This is a genomic window from Geodermatophilus obscurus DSM 43160, assembly GCF_000025345.1.
In the GTDB taxonomy this organism is placed as follows: Bacteria; Actinomycetota; Actinomycetes; order Mycobacteriales; family Geodermatophilaceae; genus Geodermatophilus; species Geodermatophilus obscurus.
In genome coordinates, this window is the sequence record NC_013757.1 from 1,660,133 (window position 1) to 1,673,929 (window position 13,797).

Below are 13,797 nucleotides of genomic sequence, written 5' to 3' on the forward strand. Positions count from 1 at the left end.
TCAGCGCCCTCCGTCCGTGGTCACCCGGGGCTGGTCCAGGCGGTACCCGCGCGAGGGCGCCAGCCCGGTGCCCTCGGGGTGGTGGTGCCCGTCGGTCGTGGCCTCGACCCCGGCCTCGGCCAGCGGCCCGTCGTAGCTGATCCGGCCGTGGTCGACGACGACCGCCCGGGTGAGGACGCCGGCCAGCGCGGCGGTCTCGTGCGTGACGACCAGCAGCGTGGTCCCGGTGGCCGACACGTCGGCCAGGACGGCGGCGAGCGCGTCCTGGCTGGCGGCGTCCACCCCGGCGGTCGGCTCGTCCATGACCAGCAGCTCCGGCTCGGCGGCCAGTGCGCGGGCCACCAGCACCCGACGCTGCTGGCCTCCGGACAGCGAGGCGACCGGGTCGCCGAGCCGGTCGGCCAGCCCGACGGCGGCGACGGCGTCCTGCACCGCGGCGCGGTCGGCCGGGCGCAGCCGGCCGAACGGGCCCAGCCGGGCCAGCCGGCCGACCCCGACCACCTCGCGCACCGTCGCCGGGACCGCGCCGCTCACCGTGTGCCGCTGGGGCACGTAGCCGATCCGGCCGCGCTCGCGCGGGCGACCGACCGGGGCGCCGAGGACCTCGACCTCACCGCCCAGCACCGTGGCCAGGCCGAGCAGGCCGCGGGCCAGCGTGGTCTTCCCCGACCCGTTGGAGCCCAGGACGGCGATCGCCTCGCCGTCGGCCACGGTGAGGTCGACGCCCTGGACGACGGCGGCGTCGCCGTAGCCGATGCGGGCGTCCCGCAGCCGGATGGCGCTCATGAGCAGGACTGGCCCTCCTGCAGCGTGGCCAGGTTGGCCCGCATGACCTCGAGGTAGTCGCTGCCGGCCGACTCGTCGGTCAGCCCCTCGACCGGGTCCAGGACGGCGGTCCGCACCCCGGCCTCGGTCGCGACGGTCTCGGCGACGGCGGGGTCGACGAGGGTCTCGGTGTAGACGGTGGTGACCCCGCGCTCCCGGACGAGGGCGGTGATCTCCGCGAGCTGCGCGGGGTCCGGCTCCTGGGAGGGGCTGAGCCCGCTGATGCCGACCACCTCGAGACCGTAGCGGTCGGCGAGGTAGCCGAACGCCTCGTGGCCGGTGACCAGGGTGTCCACCGCGCAGCCGGCCAGGCCGGCCTGGATCTCGGCGTCCAGCGCCTCGAGGTCGGCTCGCAGCGCGGCGGCGTTCTGCTCGTAGCCGGCCGCGCCGTCGGGGTCGGCCTCGGCCAGCCGCTCGGCCAGCGCGTCCCCGACGGACGCGAGGCGCACCGGGTCCAGCCAGAAGTGCGGGTCGAGCGCCTCGCCGTCCCCGGCGGGCTCCTCCCCGGCGTGCTCGGCGTGCTCCTCGGCGGTCTCGCCCTCGTGACCGTGCTCCTCGGCGGTCAGGGTGAGGTCGGCGGCCTGGCCGGCGTCCCAGGCGGTGGCGGCGGCCTCGGTCGTGGCGACCTCGTCGAGGGCGGGCTGGAAGCCCTCCAGGTACACGAGCAGGTCGGCCTCGGCGACCGCCGCGACGTCCTGCGGGGCGAGCTCCAGGTCGTGGGCCTCCGCGCCCGGCGGGGTGAGCGAGGAGACGTCCAGCCGGTCGCCACCGACGCGCTGCGCCGCCCACTCCAGCGGGTAGAAGCCCGCGACGACCGTGAGCCCGGCCCCGGAGCCACCCGCGGCGTCGTCGGAGCCACCGCACCCGGCCAGCGCGAGGGCGGCGGCCGAGGCGGTCGCAGCGGTCACGGCACGCGTCGTCCAGGTGTTCATGAGAATCATTCTCGCACAGCTGCTCCGAGCCGAGGGAGCCGGAGGACCGCGCCCGCCCGCGTACGCTCTCGGGCGTGTCCGACGTCTCCGGCCTGCCGCTGATCGGGGCCGCGGCGCTGCGCGCCCGCGCCGCCGCCCGGGTGCTGCGCACCCTGCCCACCGACACCAAGGACGCCGCGCTGCGCGCCATGGCCGACGCGCTGGTCGAGCGGGCCGACGAGGTGCTCGCCGCCAACGCCGCCGACGTGGAGGCGGCCGCGGCCGACGGCACCCCGGCATCGGTCCTCGACCGGCTGCGGCTGGATCCCGGCCGCATCGCCGGCGTGGCCGACGCGCTGCGCCAGCTGGTCGCGCTGCCCGACCCGGTCGGCGACGTCGTCCGCGGGTCGACGCTGCCCAACGGGCTGCAGCTGCGCCAGGTCCGAGTGCCCCTCGGCGTGGTCGGCATCGTCTACGAGGCCCGGCCCAACGTGACCGTCGACGCCGCGGGCCTGTGCCTCAAGAGCGGCAACGCGGCACTGCTGCGCGGCTCGGCCTCGGCGTTCCGGACCAACACCGCGCTGGTCGTCGTCCTCACCGAGGCGGCGCAGAAGGCCGGGCTGCCGCCCGGCTCGGTCGAGCTGCTGCCGGCCGACCGGGCCTCGGTGGGCGAGCTGCTGAACGCCCGCGGGCTCGTCGACGTGGTGATCCCGCGCGGCGGGGCGTCGCTGATCCAGCGGGTGGTGCGCGAGGCGCGGGTGCCGGTCATCGAGACCGGCGAGGGCAACTGCCACGTCTACGTCGACGCCTCGGCCGACCCCGCGACCGCCGAGGCCATCGTGCTCAACGCCAAGACCCACCGGGTCAGCGTCTGCAACGCCGCGGAGACGCTGCTGGTGCACCGCGACGTGGCGTTCCTGCCACGGCTGCTGTCCGCGCTCGTGGACGCCGGCGTGACGCTGCACGGCGACGACGCAGCCCGGGCGGCGCACGACGCCGTCGTCCCCGCGACCGACGAGGACTGGGCGACCGAGTACCTGTCGATGGACATGGCGGTGCGCGTGGTCGACGACCTGCCTGCTGCCCTGGACCACATCGAGCGCTGGGGGAGCGGTCACTCCGAGGCGATCGTCGCCGACTCCGCGCGCGCCATCGCCGACTTCACCGCCGGGGTGGACGCCGCCGCGGTCCTGGTCAACGCCTCGACCCGGTTCACCGACGGCGGGGAGTTCGGGTTCGGCGCCGAGATCGGCATCTCCACGCAGAAGCTGCACGCCCGCGGTCCGCTGGGGCTGCCAGAGCTGACCTCCACCAGCTACGTCGTCACCGGCAGCGGCCACACCCGCTGAGCCCTACATCCGGCCCACCCCGCCACCCGACCGAGGAGCCGCATGCCCCGCCCGCCGTCGCAGTCCCCGCAGTTCTCCTCGGTCTCCGACGTCGGCAAGCGGCTGGCGGCGGCCGGCTACCTGCCCGACGCCCAGATCTCGACCACCGTGTTCCTCGCCGACCGGCTGGGCAAGCCGCTGCTGGTCGAGGGGCCGGCGGGCACGGGCAAGACCGAGCTGGCCAAGGCGCTGGCGGCGTCCACCGGCTCGGAGCTGATCCGGCTGCAGTGCTACGAGGGCCTCGACGAGGCGCGGGCGCTGTACGAGTGGAACTACAAGAAGCAGCTGCTGCGCATCCAGGCGTCGCAGGGCACCGACGGCGCGGACTGGAACACCGTCCACGACGACATCTTCGGCGAGGAGTTCCTGCTCTCCCGGCCGCTGCTGACCGCCATCCGGCGCACCGAGCCGACCGTGCTGCTCATCGACGAGACCGACAAGGCCGACGTCGAGGTGGAGGGCCTGCTGCTGGAGGTGCTCAGCGACTTCCAGGTCACCATCCCCGAGCTCGGCACGGTGACCGCGGCCCGCCGGCCGATGGTGGTGCTGACCTCCAACGCCACCCGCGAGCTGTCCGAGGCGCTCAAGCGGCGCTGCCTGTACCTGGCGCTGGACTACCCGTCGGCCCAGCGGGAGCGGGAGATCGTGCTGTCCCGGGTGCCCGACCTCGCCCCGGGCCTGGCCGAGCAGCTGGTGCGCACCGTCCGGGCGATGCGCGCGCTGGAGCTGAAGAAGTCGCCGTCGATTTCCGAGACCCTCGACTGGGCGCAGACGCTGCTCGAGCTCGGGCTGGACACCCTCGACGAGCCGGCGGTCCGCTCGACGCTGGGCGTGGTGCTCAAGCACGCCAGCGACCAGGAGCGGGCCGCGGCCGAGCTGCGGCTCAACTGATGGGGGCCGGGGTGGCGGGCGGGCCCGAGCACACGGCCGCCGTCCCCGAGCCCGGCGGGCTGGCCGGGCACCTCGACGGCTTCGTCCGCGCGGTGCGGGACGCCGGCATCCCGGTCGGCATCAGCCAGGCCGTCGACGCCGCCGAGATCCTCACCGTGGTCGACCTCCTCGACCGCGAGCAGCTGCGGCACGGGCTGGCGGCGGTGCTGCTGCAGCGGGCGGCGCAGCGGCCGGCCTACGACGTGCTGTTCGACCTGTGGTGGCCGCTGTCCGACCGGCCGGCGCTCGCCTCGGCCGGCGACGAGGACGACGGCGAGCCGGGGGAGCCCGGCGAGCCGACCCTGGACCTGCCCGACGGCACCGACCTGGCGCAGCTCATGCGCGAGGAGCTGGCCCGGCTGCTGCTCGACGGCGACGAGGAGGCGCTACGCCGCTTCGCCCGCGACGCGGTCGACCAGCTGGGCCGGACGGCGCCGTCGCCCTCGGGGCAGTCCTTCTTCAGCTACCGGGTGATGCGGGCGCTCTCGCCGGACACCCTGGTCGCCCAGCTGCTGGCCGGCCTGCTCGGGGACGCCGGGCGCGGCGGGCTGGCCGAGCAGGTGGCCCGCCAGACGGTGCGCGAGCGGCTGGCCGCCTTCCGGGCCGCGGTGGAGGCCGAGGTCCGGCGGCGGACGGCGGCCGAGCGCGGCCGGGACAAGGTGGCGAAGAACGCCGTCCGCCCGCTGGCCGACCAGGTCGACTTCCTGCGCGCCCAGGCCGCCGACCTCGCCGAGCTGCGCCGGACGGTGGCCCCGCTGGCCCGGCGGCTGGCCGTCCGGCTCTCGGCGCGGCGGCGGCTGGGCCGGGAGGGCCGGCTGGACTTCCGCAGGACCGTGCGCGCGTCGCTGGGCACCGGCGGCGTGCCGGTGGTGACCCACCACCGGCCGCGGAAGGTGCACAAGCCGGAGCTGGTGGTGCTCTGCGACGTCAGCGGCTCGGTGGCCGGGTTCAGCCACTTCACGCTCATGCTGACCCAGGCGCTGCGTGAGCACTTCTCCGGCGTCCGGGCCTTCGCCTTCGTGGACTCCACCGACGAGGTGAGCCGTTTCTTCCGTCCTGGTGCCGACGTCGTCGACGCGGTCGCCCGGATCGGCCGGGAGGCCGACGTCGTCGGGTTCGACGGGCACAGCGACTACGGCACGGCGTTCGAGGTCTTCGCCGACCGGTGGGCCTCGGTGGTGGGACCCAAGACGTCGCTGCTCGTGCTCGGCGACGGGCGCACCAACTACCGCCCGCCGGGGTTGCCGGTGCTGGCCGACCTCGTCCGCCGCTCCCGCACGGCGCACTGGCTCAATCCCGAGCCCCGCCGGCTGTGGGGCAGCGGGGACTCCGCCGCCAACCGCTACGGCGAGGTCGTCGACATGGTCGAGTGCCGCAACGCCGCCCAGCTCGCGGACTTCGTCACCACGCTCTGAGCGGCCCTCCCGTCGCGGAACCGCGGCGGGCGACGGTCGTCGGACGGGGTGGGTGCCGGGTGTGCCGGCGCCGGTGGCGGTCCCCGTCCGCGGGGGCCGCTGCCGGCCGCGACCGGCAGCACGGGGGAGCCGGTCGCGCAGGGCCCGCGCTGGTCCCCGGCCGCAGTCCCGGCGGGGAGGCCCGTGCCCGCTGCGCGGGGCCGGTCCTCGCGGGCCGGTCCCGGACTGCCCGGATAGTCTCGTTTGGTGGCAGGTCGGCGGGTCGGGGTGATGGGCGGGACGTTCGACCCCGTCCACCACGGGCACCTCGTGGCGGCGAGCGAGGTGGCGGTCCTGTTCGGTCTGGACGAGGTGGTCTTCGTGCCCACCGGCCAGCCGTGGCAGAAGAGCGACCGCGAGGTGGCGCCGGCCGAGGACCGCTACCTCATGACCGTCATCGCCACCGCCTCCAACCCCCGGTTCTCGGTGAGCCGGGTCGACGTCGACCGCGGCGGTCCCACGTACACGATCGACACGCTCAGCGACCTGAAGCGGCAGCGGCCCGACGACCAGCTGTTCTTCATCACCGGCGCGGACGCGCTCTCGCAGATCCTCAGCTGGCGGGACAGCGACGCCTGCTTCGCCCTGGCGCACTTCATCGGTGTCACCCGCCCCGGCTTCGACCTGGGGGCCTCCCACCTGCCGGAGGGGACGGTGAGCCTGGTCGAGGTGCCGGCGCTGGCGATCAGCTCCAGCGACTGCCGCGCCCGTGTGGGCCGGGGGATGCCGGTCTGGTACCTGGTGCCCGACGGCGTCGTGCAGTACATCGAGAAGCGCGGGCTGTACCGCACCCCTGACGCTGCCCCACGCCTCGCCCGCGAGGGTGCGACCGGCGCCGGGCCCTCCGGGGACCGCCCGACCTACGACCGCCCGCCGGCGACGACTCCCCAGACCGAGGGTCCGCCTCCCGAACCACCGACCACCGAACTCCAGGAGGTACCCCGATGACCGCCTCGACCGAGGCGCGGGAGACCGCACTGCTGGCCGCCCAGGCCGCCGCGGACAAGCTGGCGACCAACGTCGCGATCGTCGACGTCAGCGAGCGGCTGGCCATCACCGACGCCTTCGTGCTCGCCTCGGCGCCCAACGAGCGCCAGGTGCAGGCCATCGTCGACGAGGTCGAGGAGCGCCTCCGCCAGCACGGCGTCAAGCCGGTGCGCCGGGAGGGCGTGGCCGAGGCGCGCTGGGTGCTGCTGGACTTCGTGGACGTCGTCGTCCACGTGCAGCACGCCGAGGAGCGCGCGTACTACGCGCTGGAGCGGCTGTGGAAGGACTGCCCGACGATCCCCTTCGTCGACAGCGCGGCACCGTCCGCTGCGACGCAGCCCGAGGGGACGCGGTCCGACGGGACGGCTCCCGCGAGCACCGCGACGCTGTCGGCTGACGACGTCGACCCGGCCAGCGCCGACCCGATGCCCCTGCGGCCCGGGCCCGCGGACGACTCCCCGGTGGGCGGTGCCCCGGCGGACGGTGGGCCGCCGGAGGACGGCCCGGCCGCGCCGGAGGCGACCGGCAGGTGAGCGACGTCCCGGCACTGCCGGTCCCGCGGCTGGTGCTCTGGCGGCACGGGCGCACCGAGTGGAACGCCGCGGGGCGCTTCCAGGGCCAGTTGGACCCGCCGCTGGACGAGGTGGGCCGCCGTCAGGCGCGGCGTGCTGCCCCGCACCTGGCCGCGCCGCTGCCCGAGGGCACCCTGGTGGTCTCCAGCGACCTCGGGCGGGCCGCCGAGACCGCGGTCGCGCTCACCGACGTGCTCGGTGTGCCGCTGCGGCTGGACCCCCGCCTGCGCGAGGTCGACATGGGCTCGTGGGAGGGGCTCACCCGGCAGGAGGTCGCCGAGCGCCATCCCGAGCAGTACGCCGACTGGCTGGCCGGCCGGCCCATCACCGGGCGCGGCGGGGAGGACTCCGCCGACGTACCCGCACGGGCCCTGGCCGCGCTGCGCGACCTCCCCGAGGCGCCGGCGGCCGTCGTCGTGACCCACGGCGGCACCTCAGCACGCCTGATCGAGGCCCTGCTCGGACTGGGCCCCGAGCACCGCCGCGTCTTCGGCCCCCTGGCGAACTGTGCGTGGAGCGAGCTGGCCGAGCAGAGCGGCCGGTGGCGGCTGCTGCGGCACAACACCTCCGCACCCGACCTGCCCGACGGTCCCGTCCCTCCGCCACAGCCGGGCACGCGTCGCCCGGACGCCGGCGCCAGCCCCGAGGAAGGCGCGCCGCGTCACACGCAGGACGCCGACGCCCTGTAAACCCCGCCGTGGCCGCTCGGCCGCGGCAGGGCGCGGGCTAGCCTCGCCGGATGCCCGTCGCCGTGGTCACCGACTCCTCGGCGTACCTGCCCGCCCGGCTGCTGGAGCAGTACGCGGTCGAGGTCGTCCCGCTCTACGTGGTCCTGGCCGGGCACTCCGGCCGCGAGGGGGACGACATCGGGCCGGCGGACGTCGCCCGGGCGCTCGGCACGCGCGGGCAGCGCGTCTCGACCTCCCGGCCGACCCCCGGCGACTTCGTCGCCGCCTACCGCCGGCGGCTGGACGCCGGGGCCGACCACATCGTCTCGGTGCACCTGTCCGCGGAGCTCTCCGGCACGGTGGACGCGGCCCGGCTGGCTGCCGCCCAGGTCGGCGAGCACATCGTCACGGTCGTCGACTCGCGCTCCGCAGCGATGGGCAACGGGTTCGCCGTGCTCGCCGCGGCCCGGGCGGCGGCGCGCGGGGAGGACACGGCGACCGTGGCCGCGGCCGCCCGGGACACCGCCGCCGCCACCCGCACGCTCTTCGTCGTGGACACCCTGGAGCACCTCCGCCGGGGCGGCCGCATCGGGCACGCCGCCTCGATGATCGGCACCGCACTGTCGGTCAAGCCGGTCCTGCACGTCGCCGACGGCCGGGTGGTGCCGCTGGAGAAGGTGCGGACGACGGCCCGGGCCCTCGTCCGCCTGGTCCAGCGCGGGGTGGAGGCCGCGGCCGGCCGGCCGGTCATGGTCGCCGTCCACCACCTGGCCGCACCCGAGCGGGCCGAGCGGCTGGCCGCCGACCTCGAGGAGCGGCTGCCCGGCCTGCGCGAGCTCTACGTCAGCGAGCTCGGCGCGGCGATCGGCGCCCACGTCGGCCCGGGCGCCGTGGGCCTCGTCGTGGCCCCGGCCGCGACGGCGCCCGCGCAGGACCACCCGCAGCAGACGGCGCACCGGTAGCCGGTGGCCTTCGGCTCTGTCCTGCCCCGAGCGCCCGCCAGTGGCTTCGGCCGCCTCAGGGCGACGAGGGGGGAGACACGAGCGATGGCGGACCGGCGGCCGGGGTGGCGGCGGACTGGGCCCAGGCCTACCTGGACGCGTGGAACGCGCACGACAGCGCGGCGGTGACCTCGTTTTGGGCCGACGACGGGGTGTACCCGGACTTCGCGCTCGGCGAGCGGGTCGAGGGTGCGGCCGCCGTCCGCGCCTTCGTGGACGCCATGGAGACAGGCTTCTCCTCCGACTACCGGTTCGAGCCGGGCACCGTCGTCGGGGACGGCGAGGGCTACGCGCTGGAGTGGACGATGGTCGGGACCAACGACCGGGCCGATCACGAGCACGGCCTGCCGGCCACCGGGCGCTCCTACCGGGTGCCCGGCGTCTCGGTCGGCCGGGTGCGCGACGGCCGGATCGTGGAGAACCGGGACTACTGGAACCTCGCCGACTACCTCCAGCAGGTGGGCCTCATGCCGAGCCCCGAGGACGCAGTCACGACCGGCGGGTGACGACCGCCTGCTCGGCCGCTCGAGCGCTCGGTGGCGCGCACGTGACGACGTCCTCGGGATCCACAGTGGTGGCGGCCGTCCACAGTTCGTCGGCGGCACGGACCATCGAGGGCGTCGCTCCCTAGCGTCGCGCCGGTGCGCCTCTCCTCCCGCCGCAGTGACGACGCCGACCTGATCCGCGAACGGCTGCGGGTCCTGCTGGACGAGCGCCGGCCACCGGGCTGGGTGCCCGGCGACGAGGCGCTGCACGCCGAAGAGGAGGAGGAGGACGCCGTCGCGGCGGCGGACGACGGGCTGCCCGCCGGCATCGGGCGGCACCGTGTTCCCGACAGTGCCGTCCGGGTGGCCCCCGGGCGCCGCGCCGCGTGGTCGCTGTGGGTCGTCGGCCTGCTCGCCGCGCTCCTGGTGCTCGGGAGCACGTGGTCCGGTCGCCCGCAGGTGGAGCCCGCGCCGGTCGAACCGGCACCCGTCGAGTCCCCCGCCGCATCCCCGGCCGCGGAGAGCCCCGCCGCGACGTCGGCGGGGATCGCGGCGGACTCCGCGGCCACGGTCGTCGTCTCGGTCGTGGGATCGGTGGCCCGGCCGGGGCTGGTCACCCTGCCCGAGGGGGCGCGGGTCGCCGACGCGGTGACGGCCGCCGGCGGGCTGCTGCCCGACGCCGACCCCGCCTCGATCAACCTCGCCGCCGTCGTCTCCGACGGCCAACAGGTGGCGGTCGGCGTGCCCGGCGCCGCGGCGGCCGGCGGAACCGTCGGCGGGACGGACGCCACGTCCGGTGCCGGCCCGGTAGACCTCAACGCGGCCACCGCGCCCGACCTCGACGCGCTGCCGGGGATCGGGCCGGTCCTCGCCCAGCGGATCGTGGAACACCGCGAGCGCAACGGGCCCTTCCGCACCGTGGAGCAGCTCGACGACGTCCCCGGCATCGGCCCGACCACCTACGCCGAGCTCGCCGAGCTGGTGACCGTGTGAGGGCGGCGCCGGGGCGCTGGTCGTGGGTGGACCTGCGGCTCGCGCCCGTGGCGGCGACGGTCTGGGGCGTCACCCTGCTGGCACCGCTGCTGCCGGTCCCGCTGCTGGCCGGCGCGGTACCGGCCGCCGTTGTCGCCGCGGTCTGGGTGTCCCGGCGCGGCCGGTCACCCGCCGCGGTCGTGCTGTCATGTGTGCTCGCGGCCCTGGCGGTCACCGCCACCACGGCGGCGGTCCGGGAGACCGCCCGCCAGGCCTCTCCGCTGGCCGGGGCCGCCGAAGGACGACGGACCGTCGACCTCGACCTGGAGCTGGACGGCGACCCGACGGCGGTCCGCGGAGTGGGCCCGCCGCGCGTCGTCGCCGAGGCCACGGTCACCGGGCTGCACGACGGCGGGACGCGCACCCGGCTGGACGACGCCGTGGTCCTCTTCGGCTCCGCCGACGAGTGGCTCGGGCTGCTGCCGGGCCAGGCCGTGCGCGTCCGGGCCGCGGTCTCCCCGGCCGCCGCGGACGAGGGGCTGGTGGCCCGGCTGTCGGCGCGGGCGCCCCCGACGCCGGTGGGCGACCCGCCGTGGGTGCAGCGGGTCGCCGGGGGTCTGCGGGAGCAACTGCGCGAGTCCGCCGTCGACGTGCTCGGGCCCCAGGCAGGTGGGCTGCTGCCCGGCCTGGTCGTGGGGGACACGCGGTCGATGGACCCGGTGCTCGTCGAGGACTTCCGGCGCGCGGGCCTCGCCCACCTGACGGCCGTGTCCGGGGCGAACGTGGCGATCGTGCTCGCCGGAGTGCTCGCGCCGCTGCGCAGGCGGGCGGTCGACCGGCGGGTGCAGGCGCTGGTCGCGGTGGTCGCGCTCGCCGGGTTCGTGGTGCTCGCCCGGCCCAGCGCCAGCGTGGTCCGCGCGGCGGCCATGGGCGGGGTGACGCTGCTGGCGCTGGCGACCGGCCGGTCCCGCGCGGCGCTGCCGGCACTGGGCGGGGCTGTCGTCGTGCTGCTGCTCCTCGATCCGGGCCTCGCGCGGGACGCCGGCTTCGCACTCTCAGTCGCGGCCACGGCGGCCATCGTGCTGCTGTCACCGGGCTGGTCCCGGCGCCTGCGTGGCCGCGGCTGGCCGGTGCCGCTGGCCGACGCGGTCGCGGTCGCCGCGGCCGCCGGGCTCGCCACCGCGCCGCTGGTGGCCGGGCTCTCCGGCCTGGTGAGTCCGGTGTCGCTGCCAGCCAACCTGCTCGCCGCGCCGGCCGTCGCCCCGGCCACCGTGCTCGGCCTGCTGGCCGCGCTCGCGCAACCGGTCCTGCCACCGGTCGGCGGTGCGCTCGTCTGGCTGGCGGGGTGGCCGGTGCGGTGGCTGGTCGTCGTCGCTCAGCGCGCCGCGGCGCTGCCCGACGGCGCCACCGGCTGGCCGGCCGGTACCCGGGGCGCGGTGCTGCTGACCGTGCTGATCCTGGCGGTCGGCTGGCTGCTGTGGCGCTTTCCCCGCGCGCGGCCGCTGGCGCTCGCGGCCCTCGTCGGCGTCGTGGTGCTGGGCTGGCCGCTGCGACAGCTGACCCGCGGCTGGCCGCCCGAGCGGACCGTCCTCGTCGCCTGCGACGTCGGCCAGGGCGACGCCCTGGTGGTGCCGACCGCGCCGGGGGAGGGGCTGCTCGTGGACGCCGGGCCCGACGTCGGTCCGGTCGACCGCTGCCTGGACCGGCTCGGGATCGACACGCTGCCCCTGGTGCTGGTCACTCACCTCGACGCCGACCACGCCGGCGGCCTGGCCGGGGCGCTGTCCGGCAGGGAGGTCGGCGTGGTCGCCACCGGCACGCTGTCGCCCGCCGAGGACCGGGCCGGCCGCCTGGACGCCGCGGTGCGCCGTGCGGGTGCCGCGCGGGAGGTCCTCGTCCCGGGGGACCTCCGCACGGTGGGGACGGCGACGATCGAGGTGCTCGCCCCGCCGCCGGAGGTCGCCACGGCCGCGGTACCGGCCAACGACCTGTCCCTGGTGGTCCGCGTGACCCAGCGCGGGGTCCGGGTCCTGCTCACCGGCGACCTGAGCGGCGTGGCGGAGGAGCGGATCGTCGCCCGCGGGGTCGACCTGCGGGCCGACGTGCTCAAGGTGCCGCACCACGGCAGCGCCGACGCCGACCGGGGCTTCTTCGCCGCCACCGGGGCGCGAGTGGCGCTGGTGTCCGTCGGCGCGGACAACACCTACGGGCACCCGACGGCACGGGTGCTGTCCTGGCTGGCGCAGGAGGGGGTGCGGGTGCACCGCACCGACCGGGAGGGCGACCTCGCGGTGGCCGGGGACGCCGGGGCCTGGGGCGTCGCCACCCGCGGTCCCGAGGACGCCGTCTCCGCGGCCGGCCGGTCCGGCATCCCGGGGGAGGAGGCGGTCGGCGGGCCGGCGGTCGTCCGCGCGGGACGGCGGGAGCGTCGGCCCCGCGTGACACCATGCCGGGGTGGCCGCAGCACCCCCCGCACCGACCTCCCGCCTGCGCGCCGTGGTCGGCGAGGAGGAGCTGCTGCGCTCCCGCGCCGTGTCCGCCGTGCGCGCCGCCGTGCTCGAGCGCCACCCCGACGCCGAGCTGCACGAGCTGCCGGCGCAGGGGCTGCCCGTCGGCCAGCTGGCCGACGTCCTCGCCCCCTCGCTGTTCGGCACGCACCGGCTGGTCGTCGTCACGGGGGTGCACGAGGCCGCCGGCGCGCTCGTCGAGGCGCTCACCGGCTACACCAAGGACCCCGACCCCGACCTGACGCTCGTGGTCGTCCACTCCGGCGGGAAGCGCAACGAGACGCTGGTCAAGGCCTTCACCGCTGCCGGGGCAGCCGTCGACGACTGCCCCAAGGTCAGCTCGGTGGGCGACCGGATCGCCTTCGTGCGCAACGAGGTCCGCTCGGCGGGTGGCCGGATCACCCCGGACGCGGCGTCGGCGCTGGTCGAGGCGATCGGCGCGGACCTGCGGCAGCTGTCCTCGGCGGCCACGCAGCTGGTCTCGGACTTCGGCGGCTCGATCGACGCCGACGCGGTCGCCCGGTTCCACCGCGGGCAGGCCGAGGTCAGCGGCTTCACCGTCGCCGAGCGGGTGCTCGTGGGCGATCGGCAGGGCTCGCTGGAGATGCTGCGCTGGGCCTTGCAGCGCGGCGTCGCCCACGTGCTGATCGCCGACGCGATCGCCGACGGGGTGCGGACCGCGGCCCGCGTCTCCTCGGTCCGCAGCTCCAACCCCGGCGACCTGGCCCGCACGCTGAAGATGCCGCCGTGGAAGGTCAAGCGGGCGCAGTCGCAGGCGCGGGGCTGGAGTATCGAGGGCCTGCAGCAGGCGCTCGGCGTGGCCGCCGAGCTCAACGCCGACGTCAAGGGCGCCGCGGCCAGCGCCGACTACGCACTGGAGAGCGCCATCCGCCGGATCGTCGCCATCCGGCGGGAGACCGGACGCGGCGTCCGCGGCTGAACGAGGACCCCCCGTCCCCCCACCGTGGGAGGACCCCGTCCTCCCCACCCCTCGCGGGCTCGGGGCGGGACCCGAGACGGGGCCTGAGCCTCGGGACGGGGCCGCGCGGCGGGAGGAGGCTGCGCGGCGGGACGGGGCCGCGCGGCGGGACCTCGCA

13 protein-coding genes and 1 pseudogene are annotated in these 13,797 nt (G+C 76.8%); 11 read left to right on the forward strand and 3 right to left on the reverse strand.

Translation table 11 applies throughout. The features are described from left to right. Positions 1-786, reverse strand: coding sequence for a metal ABC transporter ATP-binding protein (locus tag GOBS_RS07905; protein ID WP_012947760.1), 786 nt, complete (start codon positions 784-786; stop codon positions 1-3). Beyond that, a complete protein-coding gene (locus tag GOBS_RS07910) occupies positions 783-1,733 on the reverse strand; it encodes a metal ABC transporter substrate-binding protein (protein WP_243697669.1) in 951 nt (316 codons plus the stop codon). The genes GOBS_RS07905 and GOBS_RS07910 overlap by 4 nt, the downstream gene beginning before the upstream one ends. Before the next feature lie 98 nt (positions 1,734-1,831). On the opposite strand from GOBS_RS07910, the gene GOBS_RS07915 reads away from it, so the two are divergent. The 9 genes from GOBS_RS07915 to GOBS_RS07955 all read left to right on the forward strand — a co-directional run bounded on the left by GOBS_RS07915 (position 1,832) and on the right by GOBS_RS07955 (position 10,214). Beyond that, positions 1,832-3,085 (forward strand): glutamate-5-semialdehyde dehydrogenase, encoded by a 1,254-nt coding sequence (locus GOBS_RS07915; protein ID WP_012947762.1) that lies wholly within the window; start codon positions 1,832-1,834, stop codon positions 3,083-3,085. Positions 3,086-3,127: 42 nt separating this feature from the next. Then, complete coding sequence (locus tag GOBS_RS07920; protein ID WP_012947763.1) at positions 3,128-4,015, forward strand: AAA family ATPase; 888 nt, start codon at positions 3,128-3,130, stop codon at positions 4,013-4,015. Further along, a complete protein-coding gene (locus GOBS_RS07925; RefSeq protein WP_012947764.1) occupies positions 4,015-5,469 on the forward strand; it encodes a vWA domain-containing protein in 1,455 nt (484 codons plus the stop codon). The genes GOBS_RS07920 and GOBS_RS07925 overlap by 1 nt, the downstream gene beginning before the upstream one ends. Before the next feature lie 246 nt (positions 5,470-5,715). Beyond that, positions 5,716-6,456: a nicotinate-nucleotide adenylyltransferase gene (gene nadD, locus GOBS_RS07930; protein WP_243697670.1), complete on the forward strand. Its 741-nt coding sequence runs from the start codon at positions 5,716-5,718 to the stop codon at positions 6,454-6,456. After that, entirely contained in the window at positions 6,453-7,028 is a 576-nt protein-coding gene (rsfS, locus tag GOBS_RS07935) for a ribosome silencing factor (protein WP_012947766.1), read from the forward strand. The genes nadD and rsfS overlap by 4 nt, the downstream gene beginning before the upstream one ends. Then, positions 7,025-7,756 carry a histidine phosphatase family protein gene (locus tag GOBS_RS07940; RefSeq protein WP_012947767.1) on the forward strand — a complete coding sequence of 244 codons (732 nt, stop codon included), beginning with the start codon at positions 7,025-7,027 and terminating at the stop codon, positions 7,754-7,756. The genes rsfS and GOBS_RS07940 overlap by 4 nt, the downstream gene beginning before the upstream one ends. A gap of 50 nt (positions 7,757-7,806) precedes the next feature. Next, positions 7,807-8,697, forward strand: a complete 891-nt coding sequence (locus GOBS_RS07945) for a DegV family protein (protein ID WP_012947768.1) — start codon at positions 7,807-7,809, stop codon at positions 8,695-8,697. A 104-nt stretch (positions 8,698-8,801) separates the two neighbouring features. Then, complete coding sequence (locus tag GOBS_RS25305; protein WP_012947769.1) at positions 8,802-9,242, forward strand: nuclear transport factor 2 family protein; 441 nt, start codon at positions 8,802-8,804, stop codon at positions 9,240-9,242. A gap of 135 nt (positions 9,243-9,377) precedes the next feature. Further along, entirely contained in the window at positions 9,378-10,214 is an 837-nt protein-coding gene (locus GOBS_RS07955) for a ComEA family DNA-binding protein (RefSeq protein WP_012947770.1), read from the forward strand. A 185-nt stretch (positions 10,215-10,399) separates the two neighbouring features. Here the strand turns inward: GOBS_RS07955 and GOBS_RS28655 are convergent, their stop codons facing one another. After that, positions 10,400-10,951 (reverse strand): hypothetical protein, encoded by a 552-nt coding sequence (locus GOBS_RS28655; RefSeq protein ID WP_041241397.1) that lies wholly within the window; start codon positions 10,949-10,951, stop codon positions 10,400-10,402. Between GOBS_RS28655 and GOBS_RS28660 the strand changes: the two are divergent. Together GOBS_RS28660 and holA are read left to right on the forward strand one after the other, a co-directional pair. Further along, a pseudogene (locus GOBS_RS28660) lies at positions 10,904-12,274 on the forward strand (ComEC/Rec2 family competence protein); the annotation flags it as partial. The gene GOBS_RS28655 and the pseudogene GOBS_RS28660 overlap by 48 nt on opposite strands. 373 nt (positions 12,275-12,647) lie before the next feature. Next, the gene (gene holA, locus GOBS_RS28665) at positions 12,648-13,640 is read left to right on the forward strand and encodes a DNA polymerase III subunit delta (RefSeq protein WP_012947771.1); all 993 of its coding nucleotides are present in this window, start codon (positions 12,648-12,650) and stop codon (positions 13,638-13,640) included. The last annotated feature ends 157 nt before the right edge of the window (positions 13,641-13,797 follow it).

What these genes read in the sequence shown, in the direction of transcription:
- GOBS_RS07925 (WP_012947764.1), top strand. Translation starts at nt 4,015, where the DNA reads ATGGGGGCCGGGGTGGCGGGCGGGCCCGAGCACACGGCCGCCGTCCCC.
- GOBS_RS07945 (WP_012947768.1), top strand. Translation starts at nt 7,807, where the DNA reads ATGCCCGTCGCCGTGGTCACCGACTCCTCGGCGTACCTGCCCGCCCGG.
- rsfS (WP_012947766.1), top strand. Translation starts at nt 6,453, where the DNA reads ATGACCGCCTCGACCGAGGCGCGGGAGACCGCACTGCTGGCCGCCCAG.
- GOBS_RS07920 (WP_012947763.1), top strand. Translation starts at nt 3,128, where the DNA reads ATGCCCCGCCCGCCGTCGCAGTCCCCGCAGTTCTCCTCGGTCTCCGAC.
- GOBS_RS07905 (WP_012947760.1), bottom strand. Translation starts at nt 786, where the DNA reads ATGAGCGCCATCCGGCTGCGGGACGCCCGCATCGGCTACGGCGACGCC.